Annotated in this window: 25 protein-coding genes and 2 pseudogenes; 10 read left to right on the forward strand and 17 right to left on the reverse strand. The window is 74.2% G+C overall.

Going from position 1 to position 24,287, the window contains the following annotated elements:
• Positions 1–16: 16 nt before the first annotated feature.
• Positions 17–1,501 carry an MFS transporter gene (locus tag KSNIM_RS30635; protein WP_263106372.1) on the forward strand — a complete coding sequence of 495 codons (1,485 nt, stop codon included), beginning with the start codon at positions 17–19 and terminating at the stop codon, positions 1,499–1,501.
• A gap of 96 nt (positions 1,502–1,597) precedes the next feature.
• Here KSNIM_RS30635 and KSNIM_RS30640 read toward each other — a convergent pair whose 3' ends face one another.
• From KSNIM_RS30640 to KSNIM_RS30655, 4 genes are all read right to left on the reverse strand, one after another.
• Complete coding sequence (locus KSNIM_RS30640) at positions 1,598–2,788, reverse strand: globin domain-containing protein (protein WP_263106373.1); 1,191 nt, start codon at positions 2,786–2,788, stop codon at positions 1,598–1,600.
• Positions 2,789–2,862: 74 nt separating this feature from the next.
• Positions 2,863–3,306 carry an RrF2 family transcriptional regulator gene (locus KSNIM_RS30645; protein WP_263106374.1) on the reverse strand — a complete coding sequence of 148 codons (444 nt, stop codon included), beginning with the start codon at positions 3,304–3,306 and terminating at the stop codon, positions 2,863–2,865.
• A 14-nt stretch (positions 3,307–3,320) separates the two neighbouring features.
• A complete protein-coding gene (locus KSNIM_RS30650; RefSeq protein WP_263106375.1) occupies positions 3,321–4,424 on the reverse strand; it encodes a 2-dehydropantoate 2-reductase in 1,104 nt (367 codons plus the stop codon).
• A gap of 273 nt (positions 4,425–4,697) precedes the next feature.
• Positions 4,698–5,288, reverse strand: a complete 591-nt coding sequence (locus KSNIM_RS30655) for a TetR/AcrR family transcriptional regulator (protein ID WP_263106377.1) — start codon at positions 5,286–5,288, stop codon at positions 4,698–4,700.
• Between the two features lie 399 nt (positions 5,289–5,687).
• On the opposite strand from KSNIM_RS30655, the pseudogene KSNIM_RS30660 reads away from it, so the two are divergent.
• A pseudogene (locus KSNIM_RS30660) lies at positions 5,688–5,990 on the forward strand (alcohol dehydrogenase catalytic domain-containing protein); the annotation flags it as partial.
• A 226-nt stretch (positions 5,991–6,216) separates the two neighbouring features.
• Here the strand turns inward: KSNIM_RS30660 and efeU are convergent.
• The 3 genes from efeU to efeO all read right to left on the reverse strand — a co-directional run bounded on the left by efeU (position 6,217) and on the right by efeO (position 9,624).
• Positions 6,217–7,068: an iron uptake transporter permease EfeU gene (gene efeU, locus KSNIM_RS30665; protein WP_263106379.1), complete on the reverse strand. Its 852-nt coding sequence runs from the start codon at positions 7,066–7,068 to the stop codon at positions 6,217–6,219.
• Between the two features lie 40 nt (positions 7,069–7,108).
• On the reverse strand, positions 7,109–8,401 hold the full coding sequence (efeB, locus tag KSNIM_RS30670) for an iron uptake transporter deferrochelatase/peroxidase subunit (protein WP_263106380.1): 1,293 nt from the start codon (positions 8,399–8,401) through the stop codon (positions 7,109–7,111).
• 86 nt (positions 8,402–8,487) lie between these two features.
• Positions 8,488–9,624: an iron uptake system protein EfeO gene (gene efeO / locus KSNIM_RS30675; RefSeq protein ID WP_263106381.1), complete on the reverse strand. Its 1,137-nt coding sequence runs from the start codon at positions 9,622–9,624 to the stop codon at positions 8,488–8,490.
• A 334-nt stretch (positions 9,625–9,958) separates the two neighbouring features.
• On the opposite strand from efeO, the gene KSNIM_RS30680 reads away from it, so the two are divergent.
• Positions 9,959–10,615, forward strand: a complete 657-nt coding sequence (locus KSNIM_RS30680; protein WP_263106382.1) for a class I SAM-dependent methyltransferase — start codon at positions 9,959–9,961, stop codon at positions 10,613–10,615.
• Between the two features lie 77 nt (positions 10,616–10,692).
• Here the strand turns inward: KSNIM_RS30680 and KSNIM_RS30685 are convergent, their stop codons facing one another.
• Complete coding sequence (locus KSNIM_RS30685; RefSeq protein WP_317634075.1) at positions 10,693–11,958, reverse strand: GntR family transcriptional regulator; 1,266 nt, start codon at positions 11,956–11,958, stop codon at positions 10,693–10,695.
• Positions 11,959–12,008: 50 nt separating this feature from the next.
• Here KSNIM_RS30685 and KSNIM_RS30690 point away from each other — a divergent pair, with 50 nt between their 5' ends.
• The 3 genes from KSNIM_RS30690 to KSNIM_RS30700 all read left to right on the forward strand — a co-directional run bounded on the left by KSNIM_RS30690 (position 12,009) and on the right by KSNIM_RS30700 (position 15,278).
• Positions 12,009–13,112 carry a sugar ABC transporter substrate-binding protein gene (locus KSNIM_RS30690; RefSeq protein WP_411543801.1) on the forward strand — a complete coding sequence of 368 codons (1,104 nt, stop codon included), beginning with the start codon at positions 12,009–12,011 and terminating at the stop codon, positions 13,110–13,112.
• A gap of 43 nt (positions 13,113–13,155) precedes the next feature.
• The gene (locus KSNIM_RS30695; protein WP_263106384.1) at positions 13,156–13,935 is read left to right on the forward strand and encodes an ATP-binding cassette domain-containing protein; all 780 of its coding nucleotides are present in this window, start codon (positions 13,156–13,158) and stop codon (positions 13,933–13,935) included.
• A 74-nt stretch (positions 13,936–14,009) separates the two neighbouring features.
• A complete protein-coding gene (locus KSNIM_RS30700; protein WP_263108184.1) occupies positions 14,010–15,278 on the forward strand; it encodes a sugar ABC transporter permease in 1,269 nt (422 codons plus the stop codon).
• Positions 15,279–15,355: 77 nt separating this feature from the next.
• Here the strand turns inward: KSNIM_RS30700 and KSNIM_RS30705 are convergent, their stop codons facing one another.
• Both KSNIM_RS30705 and KSNIM_RS30710 read right to left on the reverse strand, forming a co-directional pair.
• Positions 15,356–15,952, reverse strand: a complete 597-nt coding sequence (locus KSNIM_RS30705) for a GNAT family N-acetyltransferase (protein WP_411543802.1) — start codon at positions 15,950–15,952, stop codon at positions 15,356–15,358.
• A 96-nt stretch (positions 15,953–16,048) separates the two neighbouring features.
• The gene (locus KSNIM_RS30710) at positions 16,049–16,615 is read right to left on the reverse strand and encodes a helix-turn-helix domain-containing protein (RefSeq protein WP_263106385.1); all 567 of its coding nucleotides are present in this window, start codon (positions 16,613–16,615) and stop codon (positions 16,049–16,051) included.
• A gap of 103 nt (positions 16,616–16,718) precedes the next feature.
• Here KSNIM_RS30710 and KSNIM_RS30715 point away from each other — a divergent pair, with 103 nt between their 5' ends.
• Positions 16,719–17,078, forward strand: a complete 360-nt coding sequence (locus KSNIM_RS30715) for an STAS domain-containing protein (RefSeq protein ID WP_263106387.1) — start codon at positions 16,719–16,721, stop codon at positions 17,076–17,078.
• A gap of 82 nt (positions 17,079–17,160) precedes the next feature.
• A complete protein-coding gene (locus tag KSNIM_RS30720; RefSeq protein ID WP_263108186.1) occupies positions 17,161–17,634 on the forward strand; it encodes a universal stress protein in 474 nt (157 codons plus the stop codon).
• A 95-nt stretch (positions 17,635–17,729) separates the two neighbouring features.
• On the opposite strand, the gene KSNIM_RS30725 is transcribed toward KSNIM_RS30720, so the two are convergent.
• Complete coding sequence (locus KSNIM_RS30725) at positions 17,730–18,098, reverse strand: MauE/DoxX family redox-associated membrane protein (RefSeq protein ID WP_263106388.1); 369 nt, start codon at positions 18,096–18,098, stop codon at positions 17,730–17,732.
• 125 nt (positions 18,099–18,223) lie between these two features.
• Between KSNIM_RS30725 and KSNIM_RS30730 the strand changes: the two genes are divergently transcribed.
• Positions 18,224–18,727, forward strand: coding sequence for a metallophosphoesterase family protein (locus tag KSNIM_RS30730; RefSeq protein ID WP_263106389.1), 504 nt, complete (start codon positions 18,224–18,226; stop codon positions 18,725–18,727).
• 72 nt (positions 18,728–18,799) lie between these two features.
• On the opposite strand, the gene KSNIM_RS30735 is transcribed toward KSNIM_RS30730, so the two are convergent.
• From KSNIM_RS30735 to KSNIM_RS30750, 4 genes are all read right to left on the reverse strand, one after another.
• Entirely contained in the window at positions 18,800–19,594 is a 795-nt protein-coding gene (locus tag KSNIM_RS30735) for a metal-dependent hydrolase (RefSeq protein WP_263106390.1), read from the reverse strand.
• A 174-nt stretch (positions 19,595–19,768) separates the two neighbouring features.
• Positions 19,769–20,569 (reverse strand): HEAT repeat domain-containing protein, encoded by an 801-nt coding sequence (locus KSNIM_RS30740; RefSeq protein ID WP_263106391.1) that lies wholly within the window; start codon positions 20,567–20,569, stop codon positions 19,769–19,771.
• Between the two features lie 9 nt (positions 20,570–20,578).
• A complete protein-coding gene (locus KSNIM_RS30745; RefSeq protein WP_263106392.1) occupies positions 20,579–20,974 on the reverse strand; it encodes a contact-dependent growth inhibition system immunity protein in 396 nt (131 codons plus the stop codon).
• Complete coding sequence (locus KSNIM_RS30750; protein ID WP_263106393.1) at positions 20,964–22,184, reverse strand: DUF5685 family protein; 1,221 nt, start codon at positions 22,182–22,184, stop codon at positions 20,964–20,966. The genes KSNIM_RS30745 and KSNIM_RS30750 overlap by 11 nt, the downstream gene beginning before the upstream one ends.
• Before the next feature lie 199 nt (positions 22,185–22,383).
• Here KSNIM_RS30750 and KSNIM_RS30755 point away from each other — a divergent pair.
• A pseudogene (locus KSNIM_RS30755) lies at positions 22,384–23,261 on the forward strand (zinc-binding dehydrogenase); the annotation flags it as partial.
• A gap of 60 nt (positions 23,262–23,321) precedes the next feature.
• Here KSNIM_RS30755 and KSNIM_RS30760 read toward each other — a convergent pair.
• Both KSNIM_RS30760 and KSNIM_RS30765 read right to left on the reverse strand, forming a co-directional pair.
• Positions 23,322–23,699: a DUF6188 family protein gene (locus KSNIM_RS30760; RefSeq protein WP_263106394.1), complete on the reverse strand. Its 378-nt coding sequence runs from the start codon at positions 23,697–23,699 to the stop codon at positions 23,322–23,324.
• Positions 23,700–23,851: 152 nt separating this feature from the next.
• On the reverse strand, positions 23,852–24,287 hold a 436-nt coding region (locus tag KSNIM_RS30765; RefSeq protein WP_263106395.1), incomplete at its 5' end, for a hypothetical protein.

The following is a 24,287-nucleotide window of genomic DNA, read 5'->3' on the forward strand; positions in this document are numbered from 1 at the left end:
GCATATCGTGTGTACGATGCATATCGCACCCCGTGACTTGGAGTCCCCCGTGAGCACAGCTCCCCCCGCACGCACCGGCGGCGCGATCATCGGCGTCCTCGCCGGCGCCGGCATCGCCGTGTCGCTCATGAACACGCTCGTCGTCCCGCTCATCCCGGACCTGCCGGAACTGCTGGGCACCACATCCGCCAACGCATCCTGGGCGATCACCGCCACCCTGCTCGCCGGCGCCCTCGCCACCCCCGTGCTCGGCCGGCTCGGCGACATGTACGGCAAGCGCCGCGTCCTGCTCGTCAGCCTCGCCCTGATGGTGATCGGGTCGCTCGTCCCGGCGCTGGCCGGCGGCCTCGTCCCGATGGTCGTCGGCCGCGCCCTGCAGGGCTGCGCCGCCGCCGTCATCCCGCTCGGCATCAGCATCATGCGGGACGAACTGCCGCCGCAGCGGATGGGCCCGGCGATGGCCCTGGTCAGCTCCTCGCTCGGCATCGGCGGCGCACTCGGCCTGCCGCTGGCCGCCGTCGTCGCCCAGCACGCCGACTGGCACGTGCTGTTCTGGGCGTCCGCCGCGATCGGCGCGGTGGTGATCGCCCTGGTCATGACCTTCGTGCCGGAGTCGCCGGTGCGTGCCGGCGGCCGCTTCGACCTGGTCGGCGCCGTCGGCCTCTCCGCCGGACTGCTCTGCCTGCTGCTCGCCGTCTCCAAGGGCGGCGACTGGGGCTGGGCGAGTGGCACCACCCTCGGCCTGTTCGGCGCCGCCGCCGCGGTGCTGCTGCTGTGGGGCGGGTGGGAACTGCGCACCGGCAGCCCGCTGGTCGACCTGCGCACCACCGTCCGCCGCCAGGTGCTGATGACCAATCTGGCCTCGGTGGTGATCGGCTTCGCGATGTACGCGATGTCGCTGATCGTCCCCCAGCTGCTGCAGCTGCCCGAACGGACCGGGTACGGCCTCGGCCGCTCGATGGTGGTCGCCGGCCTGTGCATGGCCCCGTCCGGTTTGGTGATGATGGCCGTCTCGCCGTTCTCCGCACGGATCTCGGCGGCCCGCGGCCCCAAGGTCTCACTGCTGATCGGCTCCCTGGTCATTGCGGCCGGCTACGCGCTCTCGCTCGGCCTGACCGGCCACGTCTGGGGCATGGTGCTCTTCTCCTGCGTGATCGGCGCCGGCGTGGCCTTCGCCTATGCCGCGATGCCCGCGCTGATCATGTCGGCCGTGCCCGCCTCGGAGACCGCCGCCGCCAACGGCCTCAACAGCCTGATGCGGTCGATCGGCACCTCCACCTCGGCCGCGGTGGTCGGTGTGGTGCTCTCACACATGACGGTGACGATGGGTCCGGCCGTACTGCCCTCCGAGAACGGCTTCCGGACGGGTCTGGCGATCGGCCTGGGCACCGCCGTCCTCGCCGCCCTGGTCACCCTCGCCGTGCCCGGCCGTGCCGAGCATGCCGGGCCGGCCCGGGACGCGCAGCGGGACGCGGTCGCCGAGCCCGCCGCGCAGTCCTGAGGCCGGCCGGCCGCGAGGCCGGTGCGCCGCGGGCCGGCACCCCTGCTGGAGGGGTGCCGGCCCGCGGGGGTGAGGACCTGCGGGGGTGAGGGGGCGTCAGGCGTCCGCGCCCAGCCACAGGTCGGGGCCGAAGACCTCGTAGTGGATGTCGGCCGGGCGGACACCCGCCGTGATCAGCTGCCCGCGCACCGAGCGCAGGAAGGGCAGCGGGCCGCAGAGGTAGGCGGTGGTGCCGGCCGGGATCTCGACGCCGGCGAGGTCGACCAGGCCGGTGCGCTCGGCGGGCCACTCGCCGGCCGGCTGCTCGTAGAAGACGTGCGCCTCGGCGCCGGCCAGCTTGGCGGTGAGCTGCTGCAGGTCGGCGCGGAAGGCGTGGGCCAGCTGGTCGCGGTCGCCGTGCACCGAGATCACCCGCCGGGTGCTGCCGGTGGCCGCCAGGTGCGAGAGCATCCCGATCATCGGGGTGCAGCCGATGCCCGCGGAGGCCAGCAGCACCGGGCCGTCGCCCTCGGCCAGCGTCACGTCGCCGAACGGCGGGCTCAGCAGCAGGGTCGCGCCCGGCCCGACGTGCGCGTGCAGGTGGTTGGAGACCTCACCGTTCGGGGTGCCCGCCACCCGCTTCACCGAGAACTGCAGGGCGCCGTCCGGCTGCCCCGAGAGGCTGTACTGGCGGATCTGGTGCGCGCCGTCCGGCAGTTCGACCTGGACCGAGACGTACTGGCCCGGGGTGGTCTCCGGCAGCGCGCCGCCGTCGGCCGGCCGCACCAGGAAGGTCGCCACGTCATCGGTCTCCAGCAGCCGCGCGACCACGGTGTAAGGGCGCCACAGCGCCTGGGGGTCGGTGCCGGCCCCGGTGTAGAGGCCCTTCTCCAGCGCGATCAGCGCGTTCGCCATCAGCCAGTACACCTCGTCCCAGGCCGCCGCCACCTCCGGGGTCACCGCCTCGCCGAGCACCTCGACGATCGCCGCGAACAGGTGCTCGTGGACCACCGGGTACTGCTCCGGTGCGACGCCCAGCGAGGCGTGCTTGTGGGCGATCCGGGCGAGCATCGCGTCCGGCCGCTGCTCGGGGTGGGCGACCAGCGCGGTGGCGAACGCCGCGATGGAGCCGGCCAGTGCCTGCCGCTGAGTGCCGTTGGCCTGGTTGCCGCGGTTGAACAGGTCGCGCAGCAGCTCGGGGTGGGCCTCGAACAGTCGCTCGTAGAAGCGGGCGGTGATGTCGCCGACGGCGGCGCCGACGACCGGCAGGGTGGCTTCGACGACCGGGGCGCTCTGCGGGGACAGCATGGACGGCTCCTTAATAGGTATTTGATCTTCGTATTTTGCGGGACAGGGAACGGCGGGGTGTCCGGTGGGGCGGATCAGTCCGGCGGGCGGACGGAGAGGCCCAGGAGGACCGGGCCGGTCGGAGAGGCGACCAGATCCTCGACCGACAGCGGATCGAGTACCGCGAAGAACGCCTCCTGCGCCTGGCGGAGTGCCCCGCGCAGCCGACAGGACGACCGGAGCGGACATGGCGGGTCGTCCTCGCAGCCCACCACGTCGCCGATCCCCTCCAGTTCGCGCAGCAGGGCGCCGAGCGAACCGGTGCGGCCGGCCGGAGTGAGCGCCAGACCGCCGCTGCGGCCCCGGCGGGCCTCCACCACCCCGAGGTGCTGAAGCCTGCTCACCACCTTGGCCGCGTGGGTGTAGGGAACCTCCATCGCCGCCGCGACCTCGCGGGTGGTCGGGTTGGACGCCTCGTCCAGCACGGCCAGCCGCATGGCGATGCGCAGCGCGATGTCGGTGCCCTTGGTCAGCCTCACATCGGGAAGACTATCTAATGCGAATCCTGGATTCGTCTTTGGGGTCCCCGTTGTCGCGTTCCCGCAGGTCGGGCGGCCCGCAGCTCGGCGAGCAGCTCCGCGCCCGCCCACACACGTGCCCCGCCGGGCCCGGCCTGCTCCGCCTCCCGGACGAGTTCGATCAGCCGGGCGTTGGCCGGCGCCGCCAGCCCGTGCCGCCCGGCCATCGCCACCACCTCGCCCTGCAGACTGTCGATCTCCGTCCGCCGGCCGCGCTGCAGGTCCTCCCAGGTGGACGAGCGGGCCTCGGCGTCCACCTTCAGCGTCGCCGCCGCCAGCCTCCGGAACACGCCGTCGGGCAGCGCCAGCAGGCGGGGCATCAGCGCGGTCGGCAGGGCGCCCAGCCGGGCCGGGTGCACGCCCTCCGCCCGCATCGCCGCCAGCGCCTCCTGCTGACACAGCGCCAGGCAGCGCCGGAACGCCCGCTGCCCGAGCTCCTCGCGCAGCGGCATGCCGGAGAGCGCGTTGACCGCGTTGTTGAGGTTCATCAGCAGCTTGCCGTGCTGCACCTCGCGCATGTCGGCGCGGCGCTCGACCGGCAGTCCGGCCGCGGCCGCGGCCGCCGCGAGCGGGGCGCCGGCCGGCTGGTCGTCGATCATCAGCGCCCCGCCGGACCCTTGGTGGAACACTCCCGGCGAGGTCTGCAGCACGTTGTACGGCACCATGCCGGCCACCACCGGATGCCCCGCACCGACGGCCGACCTGATCAGCGCCGGATTGTGCAGGCCGTTCTGGAAGCTGACCAGTGCGGCGCCCGGGGCGAGCAGCTCGGCGACGGAGCCGGCGGCCTCCGCGGTCGCGGCCGACTTCACCGTCACCAGGACAAGGTCGGCGCCCTCGACGGCGGCGGGGTCGGTGGCCGTACGGAGGCCTCCGGCGGGCACCCGGACGGCGGGGCGGCCGCCCCCGGTGAGGGTGAGGCCGTGCTCGCGCACCGCGTCCATCGCGGCCGGCCGGCCGATCAGGGTGACCTCGGCGACCTCGGCGAGCAGACCGCCCAGGTGGCAGCCGATGCTGCCGGCGCCGAGCACGGCGATCCGCAGCCGCTCGGACGGCGGAACGGACGGGGCGGACGTCACGGCAGTCATCCTCCGGTGGGGGTACGGGCGGTGTGCCGAGCACCCTAGACGGTGGCCCGGGCCGTGGGGAACGGGCCATCCGCGGGTGCGCCGGAACGCGGGGCACCCAGGAGTCCGCTGGGCCCGACGAGTAGGGGCAACTGAGGGGCGCGGGGAACTGCGAGAGACGGAAGGCCGTGGGTCTGCGCCTCCCGATTCGCGCAGTTCCCCGCGCCCCTGGGGATGCCGGGATTTCCCGCCCCCGGGGATGCCCGGTGTACCCGGAGGCCTCCGTCAGGGGAGCGGGCCGAGGAGGGCCGCGGCGGTGGCGGTGATGCGGTCGCGGGTTTCGGTGCCGTCGAGGTAGCCGGCGACCATCGCACCGTCGCGGAGGAGGAGCAGGGCTGCGGCGCCGCCCGCCGGGTCAAGGTGGCCGCAGGCGGTGAGCAGGTCCGCGAGCGCGTCGCGGAACCAGCGGCGGTGGGCGGCGACCAGCCGGCGTACCGGGTGGTCGGCGTCGGGGTACTCGGCGGCGGCGTTGATGAACGGGCAGCCGCGGAAGCCCGGTCCGCAGACCTCGTCGGCGAGGGCCGCCACCAGGACGGCGAGGGTGCTGCGCGGGTCGGGCGAGGCCGCGGCCGCCGCCGCGAGGCGCTCCCGGACGTCCCGGTCGCGGCGGTCGAGGTAGGCGAGGACGAGTTCGTCCTTGCCGGGGAAGTGCCGGTAGAAGGTGGCCTTGGTGATGCCCGCCTCGGCGATAAGCCGGTCGACGCCGACGGCCCGGACGCCCTCCGCGTAGAACAGTCCGGCGGCCGTGTCGAGCAGCCGCTCCCGGGCCTCGGACCTGCGGGAGGCCGCCGTGGCGGGGGCTGTTCGGGCGTTCATGCGGCCCAACCCTACAGGCGCCGGGGCGGGCATCCGGGCGGTGGCCGGTCACCGGTGCCCGGGTGTGAGGGGGCGTCACTCCCGGCGCCGCGGCGCGCCGCGGTCGTGCGCCGACAGGCTACCCGCCAGTTAACTACCACTGCTAGTTAAATCCGGAGCGGACTCCGGGGAGCATCGGGTGGAGCGCTACGCGGACCAGTGTGGGCCGCGAACTCCGCCGGCACGGCCTCGAGGAGTTCCTGCAGACCAAGTCCCTCCAGTTCTGACCGCACGCCCGCGCGGCCCCCGCCCGCACCCGAAGACCACCGAGAAGACCACCGAGAAGACCACCGAGAAGACCACCGAGGCGACCGCCATGGTCGCGCCGCCGTCCGGCGCTCCGCCGGGGCCCCGCTCGAGATCACCGACATCGTCCTGCCGGACCCGGGGCCCGGCCGGGTCCGCGTCCGGCTCGCCGCCGGTGTCTGCCACTCCGACCTGTCGATCGGCCGCGGCATGCTGCGCGCCACCCTCCCGTTGGTCCTCGGCCACGAGGGCGCCGGCACGGTCGTCTCGGTCGGCGAGGGCGTCACCGGGGTGGCGCCCGGCGACCCGGTGGTCCTCAACCGGGCTCCCGCCTCCCGGGCCTGCCCGGCCTGCGCGATCGGTGAGCCCTGGCTCTGCGACAACTCCGGCGCGGCGTCGACCGGCCACTACCGACACCCGCGGAAACGCGGAAGGTCCCGCACCCCCGACGGGGTACGGGACCTTCTGAAGCGCGAGGAAACGACTCGGGCGGTCACGTCAGGGGCGCGGCGGGGAACCGCGCAGTCCGGGAAGGGCCGTCTCCGCCATCAGGGCCGACCCCTGGTTCGTACGGGGAGCCACATCCGAAGTGCGCAGTTCCCCGCGCCCCTGACCGATCGTCCGTCCGCCCGGAGGACGGGCTTCAGGCGGCGGGCTTCTCCGCCGCCGCGGGGACGGGGGCCGGCCTGGGGGCCGAGCCGCCGGACTGCCGCAGGAAGAGGAAGAGCGTGGGCACCAGGTAGGCGGCCCAGACCGCGACCTGCAGCACCGTCGGGTCCGGCTGGAAGTTGAAGACGCCCTTCAGCAGGGTGCCGTACCAGCTGTCCTTCGGAACGGTGCTGGAGACGTCGAAGGCCTGGCTCGTCAGGCCGGGGATCCAGCCGGCCTCCTGCAGGTCGTGCACGCCGTAGGCGAGCACGCCGGCGGCCACGACGACCAGCATCGCGCCCGTCCAGGTGAAGAACTTGGCGAGGTTGATCTTCAGCGCGCCCCGGTAGAACATCCAGCCCAGCACCACCGAGGTGAGCAGGCCGAGGATCGCGCCGACCAGCGGCCGCACGCCGTCGCTGGTCGCCTGGACGGCCGTCCAGATGAACAGCGCCGTCTCCAGGCCCTCGCGCCCGACCGCGAGGAAGGCCGTCACCACCAGGGCGAAGGTGCCCATCGCCAGCGCGGCGTCCAGCTTGCCGTGCAGCTCGGCCTTCAGGTGCCGGGCGGTGCGGCGCATCCAGAACACCATCCAGGTGACCAGACCGACCGCGACGATCGACAGGGAGCCGCCGAGCGCCTCCTGCGCCTCGAAGCTGAGCTGCGTCGAGCCGTACTGGAGGACGGCGCCGAAGGTCATGCTCAGCACGACCGCCGCGGCGATGCCCGCCCAGACGGGCGCGAGGCGGTCCCGGCGGTCGGTCTTGACCAGATAGGCGATCAGGATGCAGACCACGAGGCTGGCTTCGAGGCCTTCCCGCAGACCGATCAGGTAGTTGCCGAACACGAGAGACTCCCGGGGGTGGAGGTGGTACGGGGGCAGGGGGTCAGCCGAACAGGGCCTGGCCCCACCATTCGCCGGGCTTGCGGACGCCGGGCGGGCACGCGAAGTGGCCGGAGCCGACGTGCGTGATGTACTCGTTCAGCGCGTCGTTGGCGGCGAGCTTCGACTGCAGCGGCACGAAGGCCTTGCGGGTGTCGCGCTGGTAGGCGAGGAAGAACAGGCCGGCGTCCAGGCGGCCGAGGCCGTCGGTGCCGTCCGTGAAGGAGAAGCCGCGGCGCAGGATCATCAGCCCGTTGTTGCTGTCCGGGTGCGCGAGGCGGACGTGCGCGTCCTCCTTCATCGCGGACAGGTCCGGGGTGTCCCGCTCCTTCTGCTTGCCGACCGGGGCGCCCTCCAGCTTGCTGCGGCCGAAGATGTCCTCCTGCTCCTTGAGCGGGGTGCGGTCCCAGGTCTCGATGGTCATCCGGATCCGCCGGGCGACGAGGTAGGAGCCGCCGGTCATCCAGTCCTGGCCGTCGCCGGGGGCGACCCACACGTGGTCGGCCAGCGACTTGGCGTCGGTGCCGGCGATGTTGTGGGTGCCGTCCTTGAAGCCCATGAGGTTGCGCGGGGTCTGCGCCTCGGGGGTGGTCGAGGAGGTCTTGCCGAAGCCGAGCTGCGACCAGCGGACGTTGACCACGCCCATGCCGATCCGGGCCAGGTTGCGGATCGCGTGCACGGCGACCTGCGGGTCGTCGGCGCAGGCCTGGACGCAGATGTCGCCGCCGGTGCGGTTCGCCTCCAGCCGGTCGCCGGGGAACTTCGGCAGGTCGACGAGGGCCTCGGGCCGCTTCGCCTTGATGCCGAACCGGTCCTCGCCGTCCTTCTCGAAGAGCGTCGGGCCGAAGCCGACGGTCAGGGTCAGCCGCGACGCGGGCAGGCCGAGCGCCTCGCCGGTGTCGTCCGGCGGGGCCTCCGGGAGGCCGCCGGTCGCGCCGGCGCCGACCTCGCGGGCCGCGGTCATCGCGGCAGCCGCCTTCGTCCACTCCTTCAGCATCTTCACCAGGGCCTCGCGGTCCTTGGTGATGACGTCGAACGCGGCGAAGTGCAGCCGGTCCTGGACGGGCGTGGCGATGCCGGCCTGGTGGTCGCCGTAGAAGGGGATGTCGACGGTGGAGTCGATGCCGGGGGCGGCGGCGGGCGCGGCCTCGTGCATGGTCGCGGCGGCGACCGAGCCGGCGGCGGCCGCGCCCAGGGCGAGGCCGGCGCCGGCCCAGCCGATGACGGCACGGCGGGTGGGGGCGGCCTGGTCGGTGGCGGTGTCCGGCGCTGTGGTCTCGGCGGTCTCGGCGTCCACGGGGCTTCCTTCGGTCCTGTCTCTGCGGATGCCGCGGCGGCCCGGTCGGGCCGCCGCGGCGGGGCGCTGGTGCGGTCGGGCCGGGATCAGCCGGTGACGACCGCGGCGGCGAGCTTCGACAGCGGCTCGCCCAGGGAGTTCACCGCGTCCGAGAACGCCTTGCGCTCCGGCTGGGTGATCTTGTCGTACGAGGTGTAGGCCTCGCCCTGCTTGTACTTGCCGAGCAGCACCTTGATCGCGGCGAACTCGGCGTCCAGGGTCTTGGCCAGCGCGGCGTCCTTCTCGGCGGCGACCGGCTTCAGCAGCTCGTAGGCCTTCTCGGCACCGTCGACGTTGGCGGCGAAGTCCGACAGGTCGGTGTGGGAGTAGCGGTCCTCCTCACCGGTGATCTTGTTCTTGGAGACCTCGTCCAGCAGCTCCTTGGCGCCGTTGGCCATCGAGGTCGGGGTGATCTCGGCCTTGGCGATGCGGGACTGCCAGTCCTTCAGGTCCGTGACCAGCTGGTCGGCGAGCTTCTTGTCGTCGTCCGTGATCGCGCCGTCGGCCCAGAGCGACTTCTCGATCTTGTGCCAGCCCGTCCACTGCTGGCCGGCCTCCAGGCCGTCCTCGCGGGTGTCGGTCTTCGGGTCGATGTCGCCGAAGCTCTCGGCGATCGGCTCGGTGCGCTCCCAGCCCACGCGGGAGGCGGCGAACAGCGACTTGGCCTTCTCGGCGTCGCCGGCCTTGACGGCCTCGGCGAACTGGGTGACCACCGGGATGGTGGCGTCGGCCTGCTCCTGCGCGTACTTGCGGTACGCCTCGACGGCGGCGGCCAGGCGCGGGTCGGCCTTGGCGGCCGGCGCGGCGGCACCGGTGACGGTGATCTTCTGGCGGATGCCGTCGCCGGTCATGCCCGGCTTGCAGGCGATCTCGTACTCGCCGGCCTTGATCTCGGCGTGGATGCTCACGGTGGTGCCCGGGCCGATGTTCTCGCGCTCGGTGACGATCTTGTCGCCGGCGGCGTAGACGTAGACCTCGGTGGACTTCGAGCCCTGGTTCTGGACGGAGAGCTCGACCGCACCGGCCGGGAAGCTGGTCTTCGCGACCTCGCACGCGGAGTCGGAGGCGGTGACCTTGACCGCGTCCGAGGAGGCGGCGTCGTCCTTCTTGGAGCAGCCGGCCAGGGCTGCGCCGGCCACGGCGATGGTCAGGAGCGTCGCTGCGGTGGAGCGGCGGGCGGGCATGGCGTACTCCGAGGTGCTGGTCGGTTTTCCGGCACCCAGGACAGTAAGGGAAGCAAGCCTAACCTAACAACCTTTCGGACCGTCAGACAGCGGCATCGAATCCCAGCCGTGACCCCGGCACATCACGGCCCGTCGGCAGGCCGGCGCCCGTCCGCGCGCCGGTCCGGCACCCGCCCCGCAGCCTCGGCAGAAGGATCGTTCGTCCACCTGCTCATCGGGTGCGGGGCGGGCTCGCCCCGCCCGTCCGGCGCCGCCGCCCCAGCCCCGGGGTTACCAAGGTCATACACCGGCCGTACGTCGGCCGCCGCGTACCCTCGGACCGAGGAGGCCGCCGATGGACAGTCAGGACTGGGACGAGCGCTACCGCGCCACCGAGCAGCTCTGGGGCGTCGAGCCCAACCGCTGGGTCGTCCGCGAGTGCGAGGAACTGCCGCCCGGCCGCGCCCTCGACCTCGCCGCCGGCGAGGGCCGCAACAGCGTCTGGCTCGCCGAACGCGGCTGGCACGCCACGGCCGTCGACTTCTCCGCCGTCGCCCTCGACCGCGGCCGCACCCTCGCGGCCACCCGCCCGGCCGGCGCCGCCGACCGGATCGACTGGGTGCGCGCCGACGTCCTCACCCGCACCGCAGGCCCTGCGGAGTACGACCTCGTCCTCGTCGCCTACCTGCAGCTGCCCGCCGCCGACCGCCGCACCGCGCTGCGCCGGGCCGCCGCGGCCCTGGCCCCCGGCGGCACCCTGCTCGTCGTCGGCCACGACAGCCTCAACCTCACCGAGGGCACCGGCGGACCGCAGGACCCGCGGGTGCTCTTCACCCCCGCCGACGTCCTCGACGACCTCGCCGGCCTCGGCCTGGAGACCGTCCGCGCCGAGCGGGTGCGCCGCACCGTGGCCGCCCCCGACGGCCACGGCACGGCGGGCGAGGCCATCGACGCCCTCGTCCGGCTGCGCAAGCCTTGGAGCACGCCTTCAAGGGCGATCGGGCGGCCATAGGGAGGTGCCCCCAGCGCCCCTGAATCGACCACCCGACTGCCCGTGGAAGACATGCCCGACAGCCGCGCCCGCGGGGCTCAGCGCGGGCGGGACCTGGCCTTGCGCGGTGAGGCCTCCAGCGCTTGCAGGCCGCCGGCGCGGAACCTGTCCCGCCAGGCGGCCACCAGCTGTGCCGAGTGCCCGAGCCGTCCGGCCGCCTCCTCCGCCGAGGCGTGCTCGCAGGCGAGCACGATCCTGGCCCGCAGCGCGAGCCCGCGGTCCGGGGCGTTCGGCGAGGCCCAGGAGTGCAGCACGGCCCGGTCCGGCTCGGCGATCCGGTGCGCGCCGCCCGCGGGGCGGGCCCGGCCCTCGGCCGGCAGGATCGCCTGGCTGTCCGCGTACCGCAGCTCGGCCTGCTCGTCGGCGATCCGGAACACGGTGCCGATCAGCGGGCGTCCGTGCTGGTCGGCGATGGTGCGCCGGACCTCCAGACCGCCGGGCGAGGCGTGCTCCGCGCTGCCGCGGGCCAGCTGGACGCTGTCGGCGGCGCGGAGCCTGAGGCCGGCGGCGGCCGCCCAGCCGTACAGCTCGGCGAGGTCAGCCTCCCGGCCGCTCTCCGGCTCCTCGCCGAGCGCCCACGCGGCCCGCCCGAGCCCGGGCAGCAGCACCGTCAGCGCCGGGGCGAACCAGGAGCTGGCCGACTGCAGGGTGCGCCCGTCCCCGTCCCGCAGCCGGTGGTCGTAGGCGAGCGCGGCGCGCCGGGGCGGCAGCTCCAGCGCTGCGGCCACCCAGTGTTCGGGCGGCCGGCGCAGCAGCCGCCCGCGTCCGGCGGCCGGGCGGGCCGTGCGGACGAAGGAGCCGGGGAAGGCGTGGGCGGGTGCCGGGCCGGGGGAGGACCGGGCCGGTCGCCCCTCCCGCGGAGCGAGCACGTAGGTGCCCAGGTGGTCGCCGGCCACGAAGCCCTGGGCCCGCAGGTGTTGCAGTGCGGCCCGCACCGTCTGCCGATTCACTCCGTACGTAGTGGCGAGCTGCCGTTCCGAGGGCAGGTTCTGCCCCGCGGGGAACCGCCCCCGCCCGATGTCCTCCCCCAGATCGCGCGCGATGTCCAGGTACGCCGGTGCACGGCGTTCCGTCCGTTGTCCAGGCATGCCGAGGAGACCCCCACTGGTCGTATCCGTAGCGCTACCCCATGACTGTGCACCGTCAGCATAGGGCACTGGTCTGGACCATTGGTCCGTTGCGGGTGAATCTTCGGTGCAGGCCCCGGTGTTGCCGGTCACCCGTGGTCCCCGTCGAGACGGGTACGGCCGAACGGGCGATATTCCACCGCGCATTGGCCCAGCCGCTGTCGCGGGGCCGGTCATTCGCTCGCAGACTCGGAGTCCGGGGGTGAGATCGAGTGAGAGGCTGTCCAGTGAAGCTCGTCGTACGTCAGCTTGTCGTCGCCGCCACGGCGGCCTCCGTCGGTCTGGGTATGGCCGCCTGCGGAAGCGCCAAGCAGTCCACCAGCTCCGGTGCGTCAGGCGCCGCCTCCGGCGGCACCGTCAAGGTGGGCCTGCTCCTCCCGGAGTCCAAGACCACCCGCTACGAGCAGTTCGACCGTCCGCTGCTCGAGGCGAACATCAAGAAGCTCGTCCCCGGTGCGCAGATCGACTACTACAACGCCAACCAGGACGCCACGCTCCAGCAGACGCAGGTCGACACCGCCCTCACCAAGGGCAACAAGATCCTCGTCCTGGACGCCGTCGACTCCAAGTCCATCCAGGCGTCCGTGCAGAAGGCCCACGACGCCGGCGTGAAGGTGCTCGCCTACGACCGCCTCGCGCAGGGCCCGGTCGACGCGTACGTCTCCTTCGACAACTTCAAGGTCGGCCAGCTCCAGGGCCAGGGCCTGGTGGACGCGGTCGGCGCGAACGCCAGCAAGGGCTCGATCATCATGATCAACGGCTCGCCGACCGACCCCAACGCGGGTCAGTTCAAGGCCGGCGCGCACAGCGTGATCGACGGCAAGCTCACGGTCGGCAAGGAGTACGACACCCCGAACTGGGACCCGAACACGGCCAACCAGGAGACCGCCGCCGCGATCACCGCGATCGGCGGGCCCAACGTCGTGGGCATCTACTCCGCCAACGACGGCATGGCCGCCGGTGCCGCCACCGCCATGAAGGCCGCCGGCATCAGCGTCCCGCTGACCGGCCAGGACGCCCAGCTCGACGGTATCCAGCGCATCGTCGCAGGCACCCAGACGATGACCATCTACAAGCCGTACGAGCCGGAGGCCGAGGCCAGCGCCAAGATCGTCGCGGCCTGGGCCAACGGCACCACGCCCACCCCGAGCGACGTGCCGACCACCGCGACCAGCGGCAGCGGCCAGAAGGTGCCGGCGAACCTGATCACCCCGATCGTGGTCACCAAGTCCAACATCAAGGACACCGTGGTCAAGGACGGCCTCTACACCGTCGAGCAGATCTGCACTCCCACCTACGCCGACGCCTGCAAGGCCGCCGGTCTCCAGTGACGAGGCGTTCCCACCCGTCCGACCGACAAGGGAGCTGATATCTGTGGAAGGCCCACCCGTCCTGGCGTTGCGCGGGGTCTCGAAGCGGTTCGGCGCCGTCCAGGCGCTGACCGACGTGGAGCTGGAGGTGCCCGCGGGCGAGGTCGTCGCGCTCGTCGGCGACAACGGCGCCGGCAAGTCCACACTGGTCAAGGCGATCGCCGGGGTGTACGTGCCCGACGACGGCGTGATCGAGTGGCAGGGCAAGGCCACCAGCATCCACCGGCCGCAGGACGCCCAGCACCTCGGGATCGCGACCGTCTACCAGGACCTCGCGCTCTGCGACAACCTGGACGTGGTGGGCAACCTCTTCCTCGGCCGGGAGATCCGCAAGTTCGGCGTCCTGGACGAGGTCGCCATGGAGAAGCGCTCGCGAGAACTGCTCAGCACGCTCTCCATCCGGATTCCCAGCGTGCGCATCCCGATCGCCTCGCTCTCCGGCGGCCAGCGCCAGACCGTCGCGATCGCCCGCGCCCTGGTCGGCAACCCGAAGGTCGTCATCCTGGACGAACCCACCGCCGCGCTCGGCGTCGAGCAGACCGCCCAGGTCCTCGACCTGGTCGAGCGCCTGCGTGAGCGCGGCCTCGGGGTCATCCTGATCAGCCACAACATGGCCGACGTGATGGCGGTCTCCGACAAGATCGCCGTGCTGCGGCTCGGCCGCAACAACGGCGTGTTCGACCGCCGGGCCACCAATCAGGAGGAGATCATCTCCGCCATCACCGGTGCCACCGACAACGCCGTGACCCGGCGCAGGGCCCGCGGACAGGAGGGACAACAGTGACCGACGATCCCACCGGCGGGCCCGGCCAGGAGCCCGGACGTGAATCCGGACGGGTCCCGCTGCCCGAGGACAGCATGCCGAAGGGCGGCGTCAACGCCCCGGTCGACGTCGCGGCCGCCGCCACCCCGGCGGTGGACCCGCGCCTGATCGTCCGCCAGCAGGGCCTGAAGGGCTATGTCCAGGAGTTCCGTCGCCGCGTCAGCAGCGGCGAGCTCGGGTCACTGCCCGTCATCATCGCCCTCATCGTGATCTGGGTGGTCTTCGGCAGTCTGAACTCCAGCTTCCTGTCCGCCCAGAACCTCTCCAACCTCTCCCAGCAGATCGTCGGCACGGGCATGATCGCCCTGGGCGTCGTCTTCGTGCTGCTGCTCGGCGAGATCGACCTCTCCGTCGGCTCGGTCTCCGGCCTGTGTGCCGCGATCTTCGCCGTCATGGACGTCACCCACGGCGTCAACCAATGGGTCGCCCTGGTGTGCGCGCTGGCGGGCGGCGCGGCGGTCGGTCTGATCCAAGGCTTCTTCTTCGCCAAGATCGGCGTGCCCGCGTTCGTCGTCACCCTGGCCGGCAACCTCTTCTGGAACGGCCTCATGCTGCAGATCCTCGGCAGCCAGGGCACCATCAACCTCCCCGGCGACGACATCGTCTCCAAGCTCTACACCACCATCTACGGCGCGCAGATCGCCGCCTACGGCACGGCCGCGGTCGGCGTCGTGCTCTTCCTCGCCTCACAGCTCCTCGACGCCAGACGCCGGCAGACCGCCGGGGTGCCGTCCCGGCCGCCCCTGGACATCGCGCTGCGCACGATCCTGCTGGCCATCGTGGCGTTCCTGGCGGCGTACACCCTCAACCAGTACAAGGGCCTGCCGCTCGCGCTGCTGATCTTCCTGATCTTCATCGTGGTACTGGACTTCGTGCTCCGCCGCACCACCTACGGACGGCAGATCTTCGCGCTCGGCGGCAACATCGAGGGCGCCCGGCGCGCCGGCATCAACGTGTCGTGGACCCGGATCTCGGTCTTCATGATCACCTCGACCATGGCGGCGGTCGGCGGTCTGTTCCTGGCCGCCCAGATCCAGTCGGCCAGCCAGACCTCCGGCGGCGGCAACCTGCTGATGAACTCGATCGCCGCGGCGGTCATCGGCGGCACCAGCCTCTTCGGCGGCCGGGGCTCGACCTGGTCGGCCCTGCTCGGTGCCCTGGTCATCGGCTCGATCCTGTCCGGCATGAACATCCAGGGCCTCAGCAACGCCCTGCAGTTCATGATCACTGGTGCGGTGCTGCTGGCCGCGGTCGTCATCGACTCGCTGGCCCGCCGCACCCAGCGGGCGGCCGGCCGGGCCTGACTCCGGGCGGCCTCACGGCCCCTCCCTTCGCGTCCACCGGCGGACGCGGCGGGGAGGGGTCGTTCGCCTGCCCGGGGTCAGCCGAGCGGCCGGGTGGCTGCGGTCGTGGCGGTTGCGGTCTCGATGCTCGCGGTGGCGGCGTCGAGGTGCTTGTAGAAGAAGGTGCTCGGGCGGAGCGTGCCGGCGGGGTCGGACGCGTAGTCGGGGACGGCGCCGAGGGCCGTCCAGCCGGAGGAGCGGTAGAGCCGCTCGGCGTCGCTGCCGGTCTCGGTGTCGAGCAGCAGCAGGGTGCGGCCGCGCTCGGCGGCGGCCCGTTCGGCGAGCGCGAGCAGGGTGCGGCCCAGCCCGCGACGGCGGGCGGTGCTGTGCACCAGCAGCTTGCCGATCTCGGCCCGGTGGGCGCCGTTCGGGTACCGCTCCAGGGCGAGGCTGACCGTGCCCAGCGGGGCGTCGGCCGGCCCGGCCGTCCACACCAGCAGGCCGCCGTCGGCGACCGCCGCCGCCCGGGCACGCCACCACGCGGTCGCGGCCCCGTCGGTGAGGTCGGCCGGGAAGCCCACCGAGGCGCCGGCGCGGACGGCGTCGAGCAGCAGCCCGGCGAGGGCGGGGGCGGCGCTCTCCAGGGCCTCGGCGGTAAGGAGTTCGGTGCTGAGGTGCTGGGTGGTCGGCGGCACGGGTTCCTCCGGTCGGGGCGGTCGGCCCGGCACCGGGCCGGGCCGGGGTGCGGCGGGCCGGGACGGACTGGGGCGGTCAGGGGCGGTCGGGGGCGGTCAGGGCAGGACGAGGGCCAGCACGTAGCGGGCGGGCTCAGGGCCCGGGCTGCGGAAGGCGGTGCGGCCCCAGAGCCGGAAGCGCAGGCAGTCCCCGGCCGCGAGGTGGTGGGTCCGCTCCTGGACGGTGAGGTCGAGCCGGCCGGAGAGCAGCCAGAGGTGCTGCTCCAGGCCCGGCACCGACGGGCCGTCGTAGTCGACCGAGGCGCCGGCCGGCAGGGTGCCCTCGACGAGTTCGCCACGCAGGCCGGCCAGCGGCGGGGAGACCGAGCGCCGGACGAAGCCCGAGGCCGGGTCCGTCCAGACCGGCTGATCGGCCGCGCGGACCAGGCCGCTGCCATTCTCCTCGATCTCGGCGAGCAGCTGGGACATGGTGCGCCCGTACGCCCGGCAGAGGCGGCCGAGCAGGGCCGCCGTCGGGCTGATCTCCGCACGTTCCAGCCGGGAGAGGGTGGAGCGGCTGACATCGGCACGCAGCGCCAGGTCGTCCAGAGACCAGCCGTGGGCGGTGCGCAGCTCGGCGAGGCGGGCCGCGAGCCGCAGGTCCAGCGGGTCATCTGATCTCATATCCGGGACTGTATCCCATATCTGGGAGACCGCCCCAGCCCGGGCCGCGCGGGCGGCGTCGACCTATCGTTGAGGGGCGTGCCTTCGGGACGAGGAGCGAGCGATGGAACCGGACAGCGGGCAGTTGACCGTCGCGGTGCAGCGCTCCGCGCATGCCGTGGTCGTCCGACCCGAGGGCGAACTCGACCGGGACGGCGAGCTGCCGCTGCGCGAGGCCCTGGAGAAGGCTGTCGCCGCGACGCCCGGACTCCTCGTCGTGGACTGCGCCGGACTCACCTTCTGCGACTCGGCCGGCCTCGACCTGATCCTCGGTGCCCGGGAGGTGGTCGAGACGGCCGGCGGGGCCCTGGTGCTCGCCGAACCCGGCCCCGCGCTCTCCGGGCTGCTGGAGATCGCCGGCGCGGAGGAGGTGCTGCGGGTCTACGGCACGCTCGCCGAGGCCCTCGCGGCGGGCGAGCACTGAGCCCCGTTCGACCCCTCCCGTGCCCCGGCCCGCCCGGATTGTGCGGACACGGCGGCGATAGGCTCGTGCCGTGAGTGACGACATGTCGGCGGAACCCGGGCCGGCCGCCGTTCCGGGCTTCGAGCGCGGCACGGACGGGCCGAAGGTGATCGTCGCCGGCGCCGACGGCTCCGACGCCTCCTGGCGCGCGGTCGCCTACGCCGCCGGCCTCGCACGACGGCAGCACGCACTGCTGGCCGTGGTCTTCGTCCAGCCCGTGCTCGGTGCGGCCGCCGCCTTGGGCCTGCCCGTCGCCGAGGCCACCGCCGCCGTCGCGGAGCACCTCCTCGACGAGATCCGGCTGGGCGTCGAGCGGCTGCGCGGCATCTACGAGCTGCGCTGGCAGTTCGTCACCTTCCCCGGGGACCCGTACTCCGGCCTCGTGCGGGCCGCCGACGAACTCAAGGCGGACGCCGTCGTGGTGGGCGCCTCCGAGCAGGCCGGGCACCGGATCGTCGGCTCGGTGGCCGTCCGGCTGGTGAAGGCCGGCCGCTGGCCGGTCACCGTGGTGCCCTGAGCCCGGCCACCTTCCGGAACGGGCCCGCACCGGGCACCCGGGTGGTCGGGGGAGGTGCCCCAGCGCCCCTGGCCGGCTGCCCGACTGCCTCCGCTTCAGGCCTCGCGGCGGACCTTGAGGGCCCAGAGGACCAGTGGCACCTGGAGTGGGAGGCGGGCCGCCGCGGCCTCGCGCCACGGCGAGGGGCGGTGCCGCCAGTCGTACGCCATCTTGACGTTCGCGGGGAAGACGGCGGCGAACAGGCCCGCCGCGGCCAGGGCTCCGGCGGCGCGGGTGCGGGGGGACAGGACGGCTGCGCCGACCGCCAGTTCGGCCACGCCGCTGGCGTACGTCCAGGCGCGGGGCGAGCCCGGCAGGGAGCGGGGCACGATCGCGTCGAACTGTCGCGGCGCCGCGAAGTGCGCCACGCCGGCACCGACCAGCAGGCCGCCGAGGGCGCGCGCGGAGAGGGATCGGACGGGCATGCGCGGGACCTCCGGCGGGCGGCAGACTGTTGTTACCCGACAGTAGTACCTGTGGGGTCGCAGCAGGAAGACGCGCCGGGCCGGTCCGCCGGCCCTCGGCCGCCCCGCCCTGGCAGACTGCGGCCGTGGAGCTCCTCCTGGTGTCCGACACCCACGTGCCCGCCCGCGCCCGCAGCCTGCCCGGCGAACTGCTGGAGCGGATCGCCGCCGCCGACGTCGTGGTGCACGCCGGGGACTGGACGGACACGGCCACCCTGGACCTCTTCGAGGAACGCGCCGCCCGCCTGATCGCCGTGCACGGCAACAACGACGGGCCTGAACTGCGCGCCCGACTGCCCGAGACCGCCCACGCCGAGCTGGACGGGCTGCGGCTCGGCGTCGTCCACGAGACCGGTCCGGCCCGCGGGCGGGAGGAGCGCTGCGCCACCCTCCACCCCGGCCTGGACGTGCTGGTCTTCGGCCACAGCCACATCCCCTGGGACACCGTCGCCGAGGGCGGGATGCGGCTGCTCAACCCCGGCTCGCCGACCGACCGGCGCCGACAGCCGTACTGCACCTACAGGACCGCCCGGATCGAGGCGGGGCACCTGGTCGGAGTCGAACTGCACCGACTGCCGCCTCGGAACTGAGACGCCCCGTCGGGGCCCGCGGGATTCGCGGGCCCCGACGGGGCGTGGGTGTCGCAGGGCGGTGCCGCCGGGTCAGCCGACGAAGCCGAGGGCTGCGACCGCGCCGATCGCGCCGAGTCCCATGAACACCGGCATCAGGACCTTGATCTCCACCCAGCTGCCGGCCCGGAAGCGCATCGCCTTCGGCGGGCCGATCGGGTACCAGCGCTTGCGGCCGATCGGGATCGGCCACAGCACCGGGCAGCCGGAGACGGTCAGTGCATCGCCGAGGCAGTGCACCAGGGCGCCCAGCGCCACCGGCAGGCCGATCCACAGGTAGTCCTGGCCGGGCTGGTCGAACAGCCAGTTCGCGCCGTTGCCCGGCTTGTCGAGGACACTGGCGAGCGTCCAGGCGCTGGTCGCGCCGAGCAGCCAGACCAGGATGTCGCTGGACATCCGGGCCTGGCGCCACAGCAACCCCTCGACCGCCAGCACCATGTGGATGAAGAGCACCACCAGGACGCCCCAGCGGTCGCCGTACGCCGAGAACAGCGAGGCCACCACGCCGGAGAGCGCGGCCCAGAGCCAGGTGTGGGTGAGGGTGCGGTGGCCGCCGTTGCGGCGCGGGTCGCCCTTGCCGCGGGTGGCCTTGTAGGTGGCGGCGCCGATCTTGTCGATGACCTCGCACAGGCCGCGCGACAGCGGACCGAAGGCCCGCGAGACGGTGGCCGCCTTGTGGTCCAGGTCGGGCGCGAGCGCGGCGCCCGCCGATATCAGCGCACCCGCCAGCAGGACGGGCCAGGGCATGGGCCGGTCCAGCGTGTACGCGGCCGCTCCTGCGGCCAGCCAGGCCGCCGCGCCGGAGAGCGCGTGTGCCGGTCCCATCATGGTGTTTCCCACCCCATCGCCGCGGTACGGGCGCCGTTGCGCGCCCCTGGTAGGGGCGCAGCATAGCCGAGCCGGTCAAGGGCCCGTCCGGTGGCCCTGACTGCCGGTCACCGGGCCTGCCGGGGCGGCCGTTCGGGCCGGGAGCTCCGTGTGCGGACGGCCGGTGGGCCCGCCTCAGTCCCGGTCCGCGAGCCACTCCCTGGCGTCCGCGACGGCCTCCCTGGCCCGGTGGTCCCGGTCGTCGGCGAGGCCGTCGACCAGGTCGGCCCGGCCGGGGGAGGACCAGTCCCAGACGGTGCGGACGAGTGCGGCGCGGACCTGCGGGTCGGGGTGGGCCGCGAGCCGGGCCAGTTCGGCCAGCGGGCCCTTGCGGCGCCGTCGCAGCCCGAACCAGTGCAGCAGGTCGATCAGGACCTCCGGGTCGCCGGGGTCGCCCGCGGCGGCCAGTCGCTCCAGCAGCACCCGGGTCGGCGGGGGCGGCCCGTCCAGCGGGTGCGGCAGCCGCTCGCGCAGCCGCCGGCCGCCGTACTCGCCGCGGACCCGGCAGCCGTCGCACTGGCAGGGCCGGCGGCCGTGCGACGAGGGGAAGTACCGCCAGCCGGCCACCTGCGGAGGGCGGCGCAGGCGGTGCACCTCGCCCGCGGCGACCGACCGCGGCAGGAACACCTCCCAGCCGCGCGGGTCCGCCATCGCGGCCAGCCGCCCGGCCGCCTCCGCCGCGGTGACCTGCTCGCCCGGCCCGCCGTAGTGGCGGACCGTCACCGGTTCGGCGTCGTCCAGCCGGAAGTGCACCGCGACCAGGCCGCCGCGGGTGCCGAAGCGGGCGAGCTCGCGCACCCACTGGTGGGTCAGGGTGTACGAGGGCAGCACCGGGAAGCAGTGGACGCCGCGCTCGCCGCGGCCCGCCGCCCGGATGCCCGAGCGGCGGATCCGTGGCGCGTTGGCCGCCGAGGTGAGGTGGACGAAGATCGGCACCGACGCAGGCTAGCGCCCGGCACCGTCAGCCGGGGAGCGGGTTTCCCGTCCGTGCGCGGGACCGGCCGGGGGCGGGACCGCGCGGAACCGGGCCGCGAGGTCCGGGCGGCCCGCCCAGAACCCCGGGCCGAGGCCGGACACGGCGTCGTACAGGTCGCCGGGGTACAGGTCGCCCTCCGCCGCCGGGTCCGCCTCCAGCAGACCGAGCGCCACCGGTACCAGGTGGGGCAGGCCGACGTCCTGGCGGATCAGCAGGCGCAGGCCCTCCGCGCCGAGTTCGCGCACCGGCACCCGGCGCAGGGCGTGGGCGGTGGCCACCAGCCGGGTGGCCCCGGGCCCCGCCGGCGGCCAGGCGCCCTCCAGCTCGTCCAGGGAGCGTCCGGGGCCGGCCGGATCAGCAGTCACAGCCGCAGTCGCAGCAGTCGCAACCCTCGCAGCAGTCGCACCCGTCGCAGCAGTCGCAGTCACAGCCCCCGCAGTCGCAATTGCCGCAGTCGCAGTCACAGTTGCGCTGGCACCAGCCCTCCTTCTTCTCCCGGCTGAACGGGTCCTCGTGCTCGCAGCACAGCAGCTGGCAGGTGCAGGCCATCGCCGCCCACACCGCGCAGCCCGTGAGACCCGACCGCCGCGGCTTCTTCGGCGGCATCGGGGCCGGCGGCTCGCCGATCAGCGGACCACCCGGGTACGGGCCGTGCTGCTGCGGGGCGTGTCCGTGGGAGGCATGCGCGTGCTGCCCGCCCGCGGTGACCGTGCAACCCGCACCGTGGCCGAAGACCCGGTCCACCGCGAGCCCGGTCTCGTGCGCGAGCAGCCGGTGAACCAGCGCGCGCTCGGTGAAACCGACGTCCTTCAGGGCCAGCCGGATGCCGTGCACCGCGTCCCGGCACAGGCGCTCGGCCTCGTCCCGGCCGGTGCCGGTGGCCGTCAGCGGGTTCCACTGCCCGGCGGCCGCGTCCTCGTGCTGGTCCTCCGCGGCGTCCAGCAGGTGCGCCAGCCGCCCGAACAGCCGGCCCGCCTCGGCCAGCGCCGCCGCATTGCCCGGCCGGCCGGCCAACACCGCGGTGTGCGCGAAGGCGGCCGCGGTCGCGGTCTCCGTCGGCTCGGTCACCAGCAGCACCGAGCTGCCCGGCCCGGCGGCCCGCTCCAGCTCCTCCTGCCGGTCGGCCGCGTCCAGCAGGACCGCGGTGTCGAAGCCCAGCCCGGCGCCACCGCCCGCACTCTGCCTGTCCCAGCGCCGGGCCACCGCCCGGGCCCCGGCGGCGACCGGCCGCTTCGCGAACACCCCGTCGGCGTCCAGCACGTGGTCGCGGACCTTCACCGAGGCCAGCGCCAGCGACACCGCCGCGGCGAGCCGGGCGCCCTCGCCCTGCGCGACCTCGGCGCTGCGCATGCCGCGCAGCGGGCAGGGACCGGCCGTCCGGCGGCCGCCCGCCGCACGCGGCCCCTGCGCCTCCACCAGCACGGATATGACGAGGCCGTCGTAGTTGGTGGCCGTCCGGGCCAGCTGCCCGTGGTCGTCGCGCAGCGCCAGGCAGAGCCCGCACAGGTGTGCCATCCACGAGCTGCGCAGCGTCTCCGACAGGCTGTGCCGACACGGCCTGATGATTCCGAACACCGTTCCCCCTCCCCGTTCGCGGCCCCACGGGCCGCGGTTGAACGGCCGTCATCCTAGTGACCCGAAGCTCTGACTCAGGTCACCGGGCGGCTCCGCCGGGGCCCGGCCCCGCACGACCCGATCCGGGAGGACACCGCCGCGAGGGCCGCCGTCGTCCGCGACTCCACCGCACCGCTCGCCGTCGAGGACCGCCCGCTGCCCGACCCCGCCGTTCGTCCCCGGGCACGAGGGTGTCCGCGTCGTCGAGCGCGCCGGGGAGCTCGTCCGCCACGTCCGGGTCGGCGCGCGGGTCGCGGTCCCGTGGCTCGCCGACGCCTGCGGCCGCTGCGACCACTGCCTCTCCGGATGGGAGACGCTCCGCCTGCAGCAGCACAACTCCGGCTACTCCGTGGACGGCGCCTACGCCGAGTAAGCGCTCGCCCACGCGACTACGTGGTGCCCGTGCCGGACGGCCTCGACCCGATGGACGCCGCGCCGCTGTCCTGCGCGGGTGTCACCAGCTACAAGGCGGTCAAGGTCGCCGACTCGGGCCCGGGCACCCGGGTGCTCGTCTCCGGCATCGGCGGCCTCGGTCACCTCGCCCTCCAGTACGCCCACCACGCCCTCCAGTACGCCCGCCTCGCCGGCGCCGAGACGACCGCCGTCGACGTCACCGACGAGAAGCCGGCCCTGGCCCGCGAACTCGGCGCCGACCACGGCCTCGACGCCCGCATCCAGGATGTTCCGGCGGAGACGCAGAAGCTCGGTGGCGCCGACGCCGCGATCGCGCTCGCCGTCAGCAACGACTCCTTCCGGGCCGCGTACGGCGCCCTGCGGCGGGGCGGCACCCTCGTGCTGGTCGCACGGCCGGCCGGCGGCGCGCGGGAGATCCCCGTCTTCGACACCGTGCCGAACGGGACGAAGGTGGTCGGCTCGATCGTCGGTACCCGGCAGGACCTCGGCGAGGTCTTCCGGCTGCACGAACTCGGCCGGACCAGGGTGATGCGGGAGACCCGGCGGCTGGAGGACGTCAACGACTGCTTCGGCGACGTGCTGGCGGGCCGAGTGACGGCGCGGCTGGTCTTCGACCTGCGCTGAGCCGTCGCGCTCTCGGGGACGTCGGACGGTCTCGGGGGACGTCGGACGACGCCGGGGGTGTCAGACGGTGAGGTAGCCGCCGGGCTCCGCGGTGAACAGCGGGCCGTCCGGCCCGGAGACCCGCCAGGCCGCGTCGCCCGCGACGGCGGTGTCCGGCGGCACCGACAGGGTGACGCCCGGTTCGAAGCCCAACTCCAGGCCGCCGGCCCGGGTCACCGCCGCCCCCGTCACCCGGGAGCCCACCAGCGCGGCCAGCAGCCCCGAGGCCGGCGCCGACAGGCCCGGGTAGAAGTGCTCCACCTCGGCGGCCGTCCGCACCCGGAAGTCGTTCGCCACCGTCAGCACCACACCGCCGGACAGCACCAGCCGCAGCAGCCCGGACGCCCTGACGGCCTCCACCTGCCGCCCGGCCAGCACGGACTCGATGTCGCGGACCATACGACCTCCTCGGGTACGGCGGCACCGGCCGCTCCCCATCCACGATTGTCATGCCGCAGACCGCCCGCCGTCACACCCGCCCGCCTCCGGCGCGTCGCCCGGCGCCCGCGCCCGGGCCGGGTTGCGGCACGGCGATCACACGGTCACCACGGTCACCACGGGCCGGCGACCGGTACGCCGTCGACCAGTTCGAGCGGCCCGGACGCCGTGCCGCGGTGGGCCAGCGCGGCCGTTGTCCGGCGGTCCCCGGCGGCCGCCGCACCGTCGGCGGGCCGGTGGCGGTCGAGTCGGCCGCCGTCGAAGACGTAGACCAGGCGGGGACGGTCGCCGGGCAGCCAGTCCAGGGCGAGCAGCCGCCCCGGCGGGCGGACCGTACCGAGGCGCTCGCGCAGCAACCGCGCCGCGGCGCCGCGGGGCGTCTCCCGGTCGGCCGCCACCGGCGCGTGGACGGCGACCACCCGGCCGGCCGGGTCGGCCGCGAGCACCTCGACCTCGGCCCGGATCCGCGGGCGGGTGGCGTAGTACGTCTCCCGGTCCAGCGGCGGGACGACCGGCGGCCCGGCGCCCCCCCCCCCGGCCCCCCCCCCC

This window comes from Kitasatospora sp. DSM 101779 (assembly GCF_025655475.1).
GTDB lineage: Bacteria > Actinomycetota > Actinomycetes > Streptomycetales > Streptomycetaceae > Kitasatospora.

Excerpts from the sequence above, each read along its gene's own strand:
- efeO (WP_263106381.1), bottom strand. The coding sequence starts at position 9,624 with ATGCCCGCCCGCCGCTCCACCGCAGCGACGCTCCTGACCATCGCCGTG.
- KSNIM_RS30715 (WP_263106387.1), top strand. The coding sequence starts at position 16,719 with ATGGAACCGGACAGCGGGCAGTTGACCGTCGCGGTGCAGCGCTCCGCG.
- KSNIM_RS30685 (WP_317634075.1), bottom strand. The coding sequence starts at position 11,958 with ATGACCGGCCCCGCGACAGCGGCTGGGCCAATGCGCGGTGGAATATCG.
- KSNIM_RS30640 (WP_263106373.1), bottom strand. The coding sequence starts at position 2,788 with ATGCTGTCCCCGCAGAGCGCCCCGGTCGTCGAAGCCACCCTGCCGGTC.
- KSNIM_RS30735 (WP_263106390.1), bottom strand. The coding sequence starts at position 19,594 with ATGATGGGACCGGCACACGCGCTCTCCGGCGCGGCGGCCTGGCTGGCC.
- KSNIM_RS30720 (WP_263108186.1), top strand. The coding sequence starts at position 17,161 with ATGTCGGCGGAACCCGGGCCGGCCGCCGTTCCGGGCTTCGAGCGCGGC.
- KSNIM_RS30725 (WP_263106388.1), bottom strand. The coding sequence starts at position 18,098 with ATGCCCGTCCGATCCCTCTCCGCGCGCGCCCTCGGCGGCCTGCTGGTC.
- KSNIM_RS30710 (WP_263106385.1), bottom strand. The coding sequence starts at position 16,615 with ATGAGATCAGATGACCCGCTGGACCTGCGGCTCGCGGCCCGCCTCGCC.
- KSNIM_RS30700 (WP_263108184.1), top strand. The coding sequence starts at position 14,010 with ATGCCGAAGGGCGGCGTCAACGCCCCGGTCGACGTCGCGGCCGCCGCC.
- KSNIM_RS30655 (WP_263106377.1), bottom strand. The coding sequence starts at position 5,288 with ATGAACGCCCGAACAGCCCCCGCCACGGCGGCCTCCCGCAGGTCCGAG.
- KSNIM_RS30760 (WP_263106394.1), bottom strand. The coding sequence starts at position 23,699 with ATGGTCCGCGACATCGAGTCCGTGCTGGCCGGGCGGCAGGTGGAGGCC.
- KSNIM_RS30635 (WP_263106372.1), top strand. The coding sequence starts at position 17 with ATGCATATCGCACCCCGTGACTTGGAGTCCCCCGTGAGCACAGCTCCC.
- KSNIM_RS30680 (WP_263106382.1), top strand. The coding sequence starts at position 9,959 with ATGGACAGTCAGGACTGGGACGAGCGCTACCGCGCCACCGAGCAGCTC.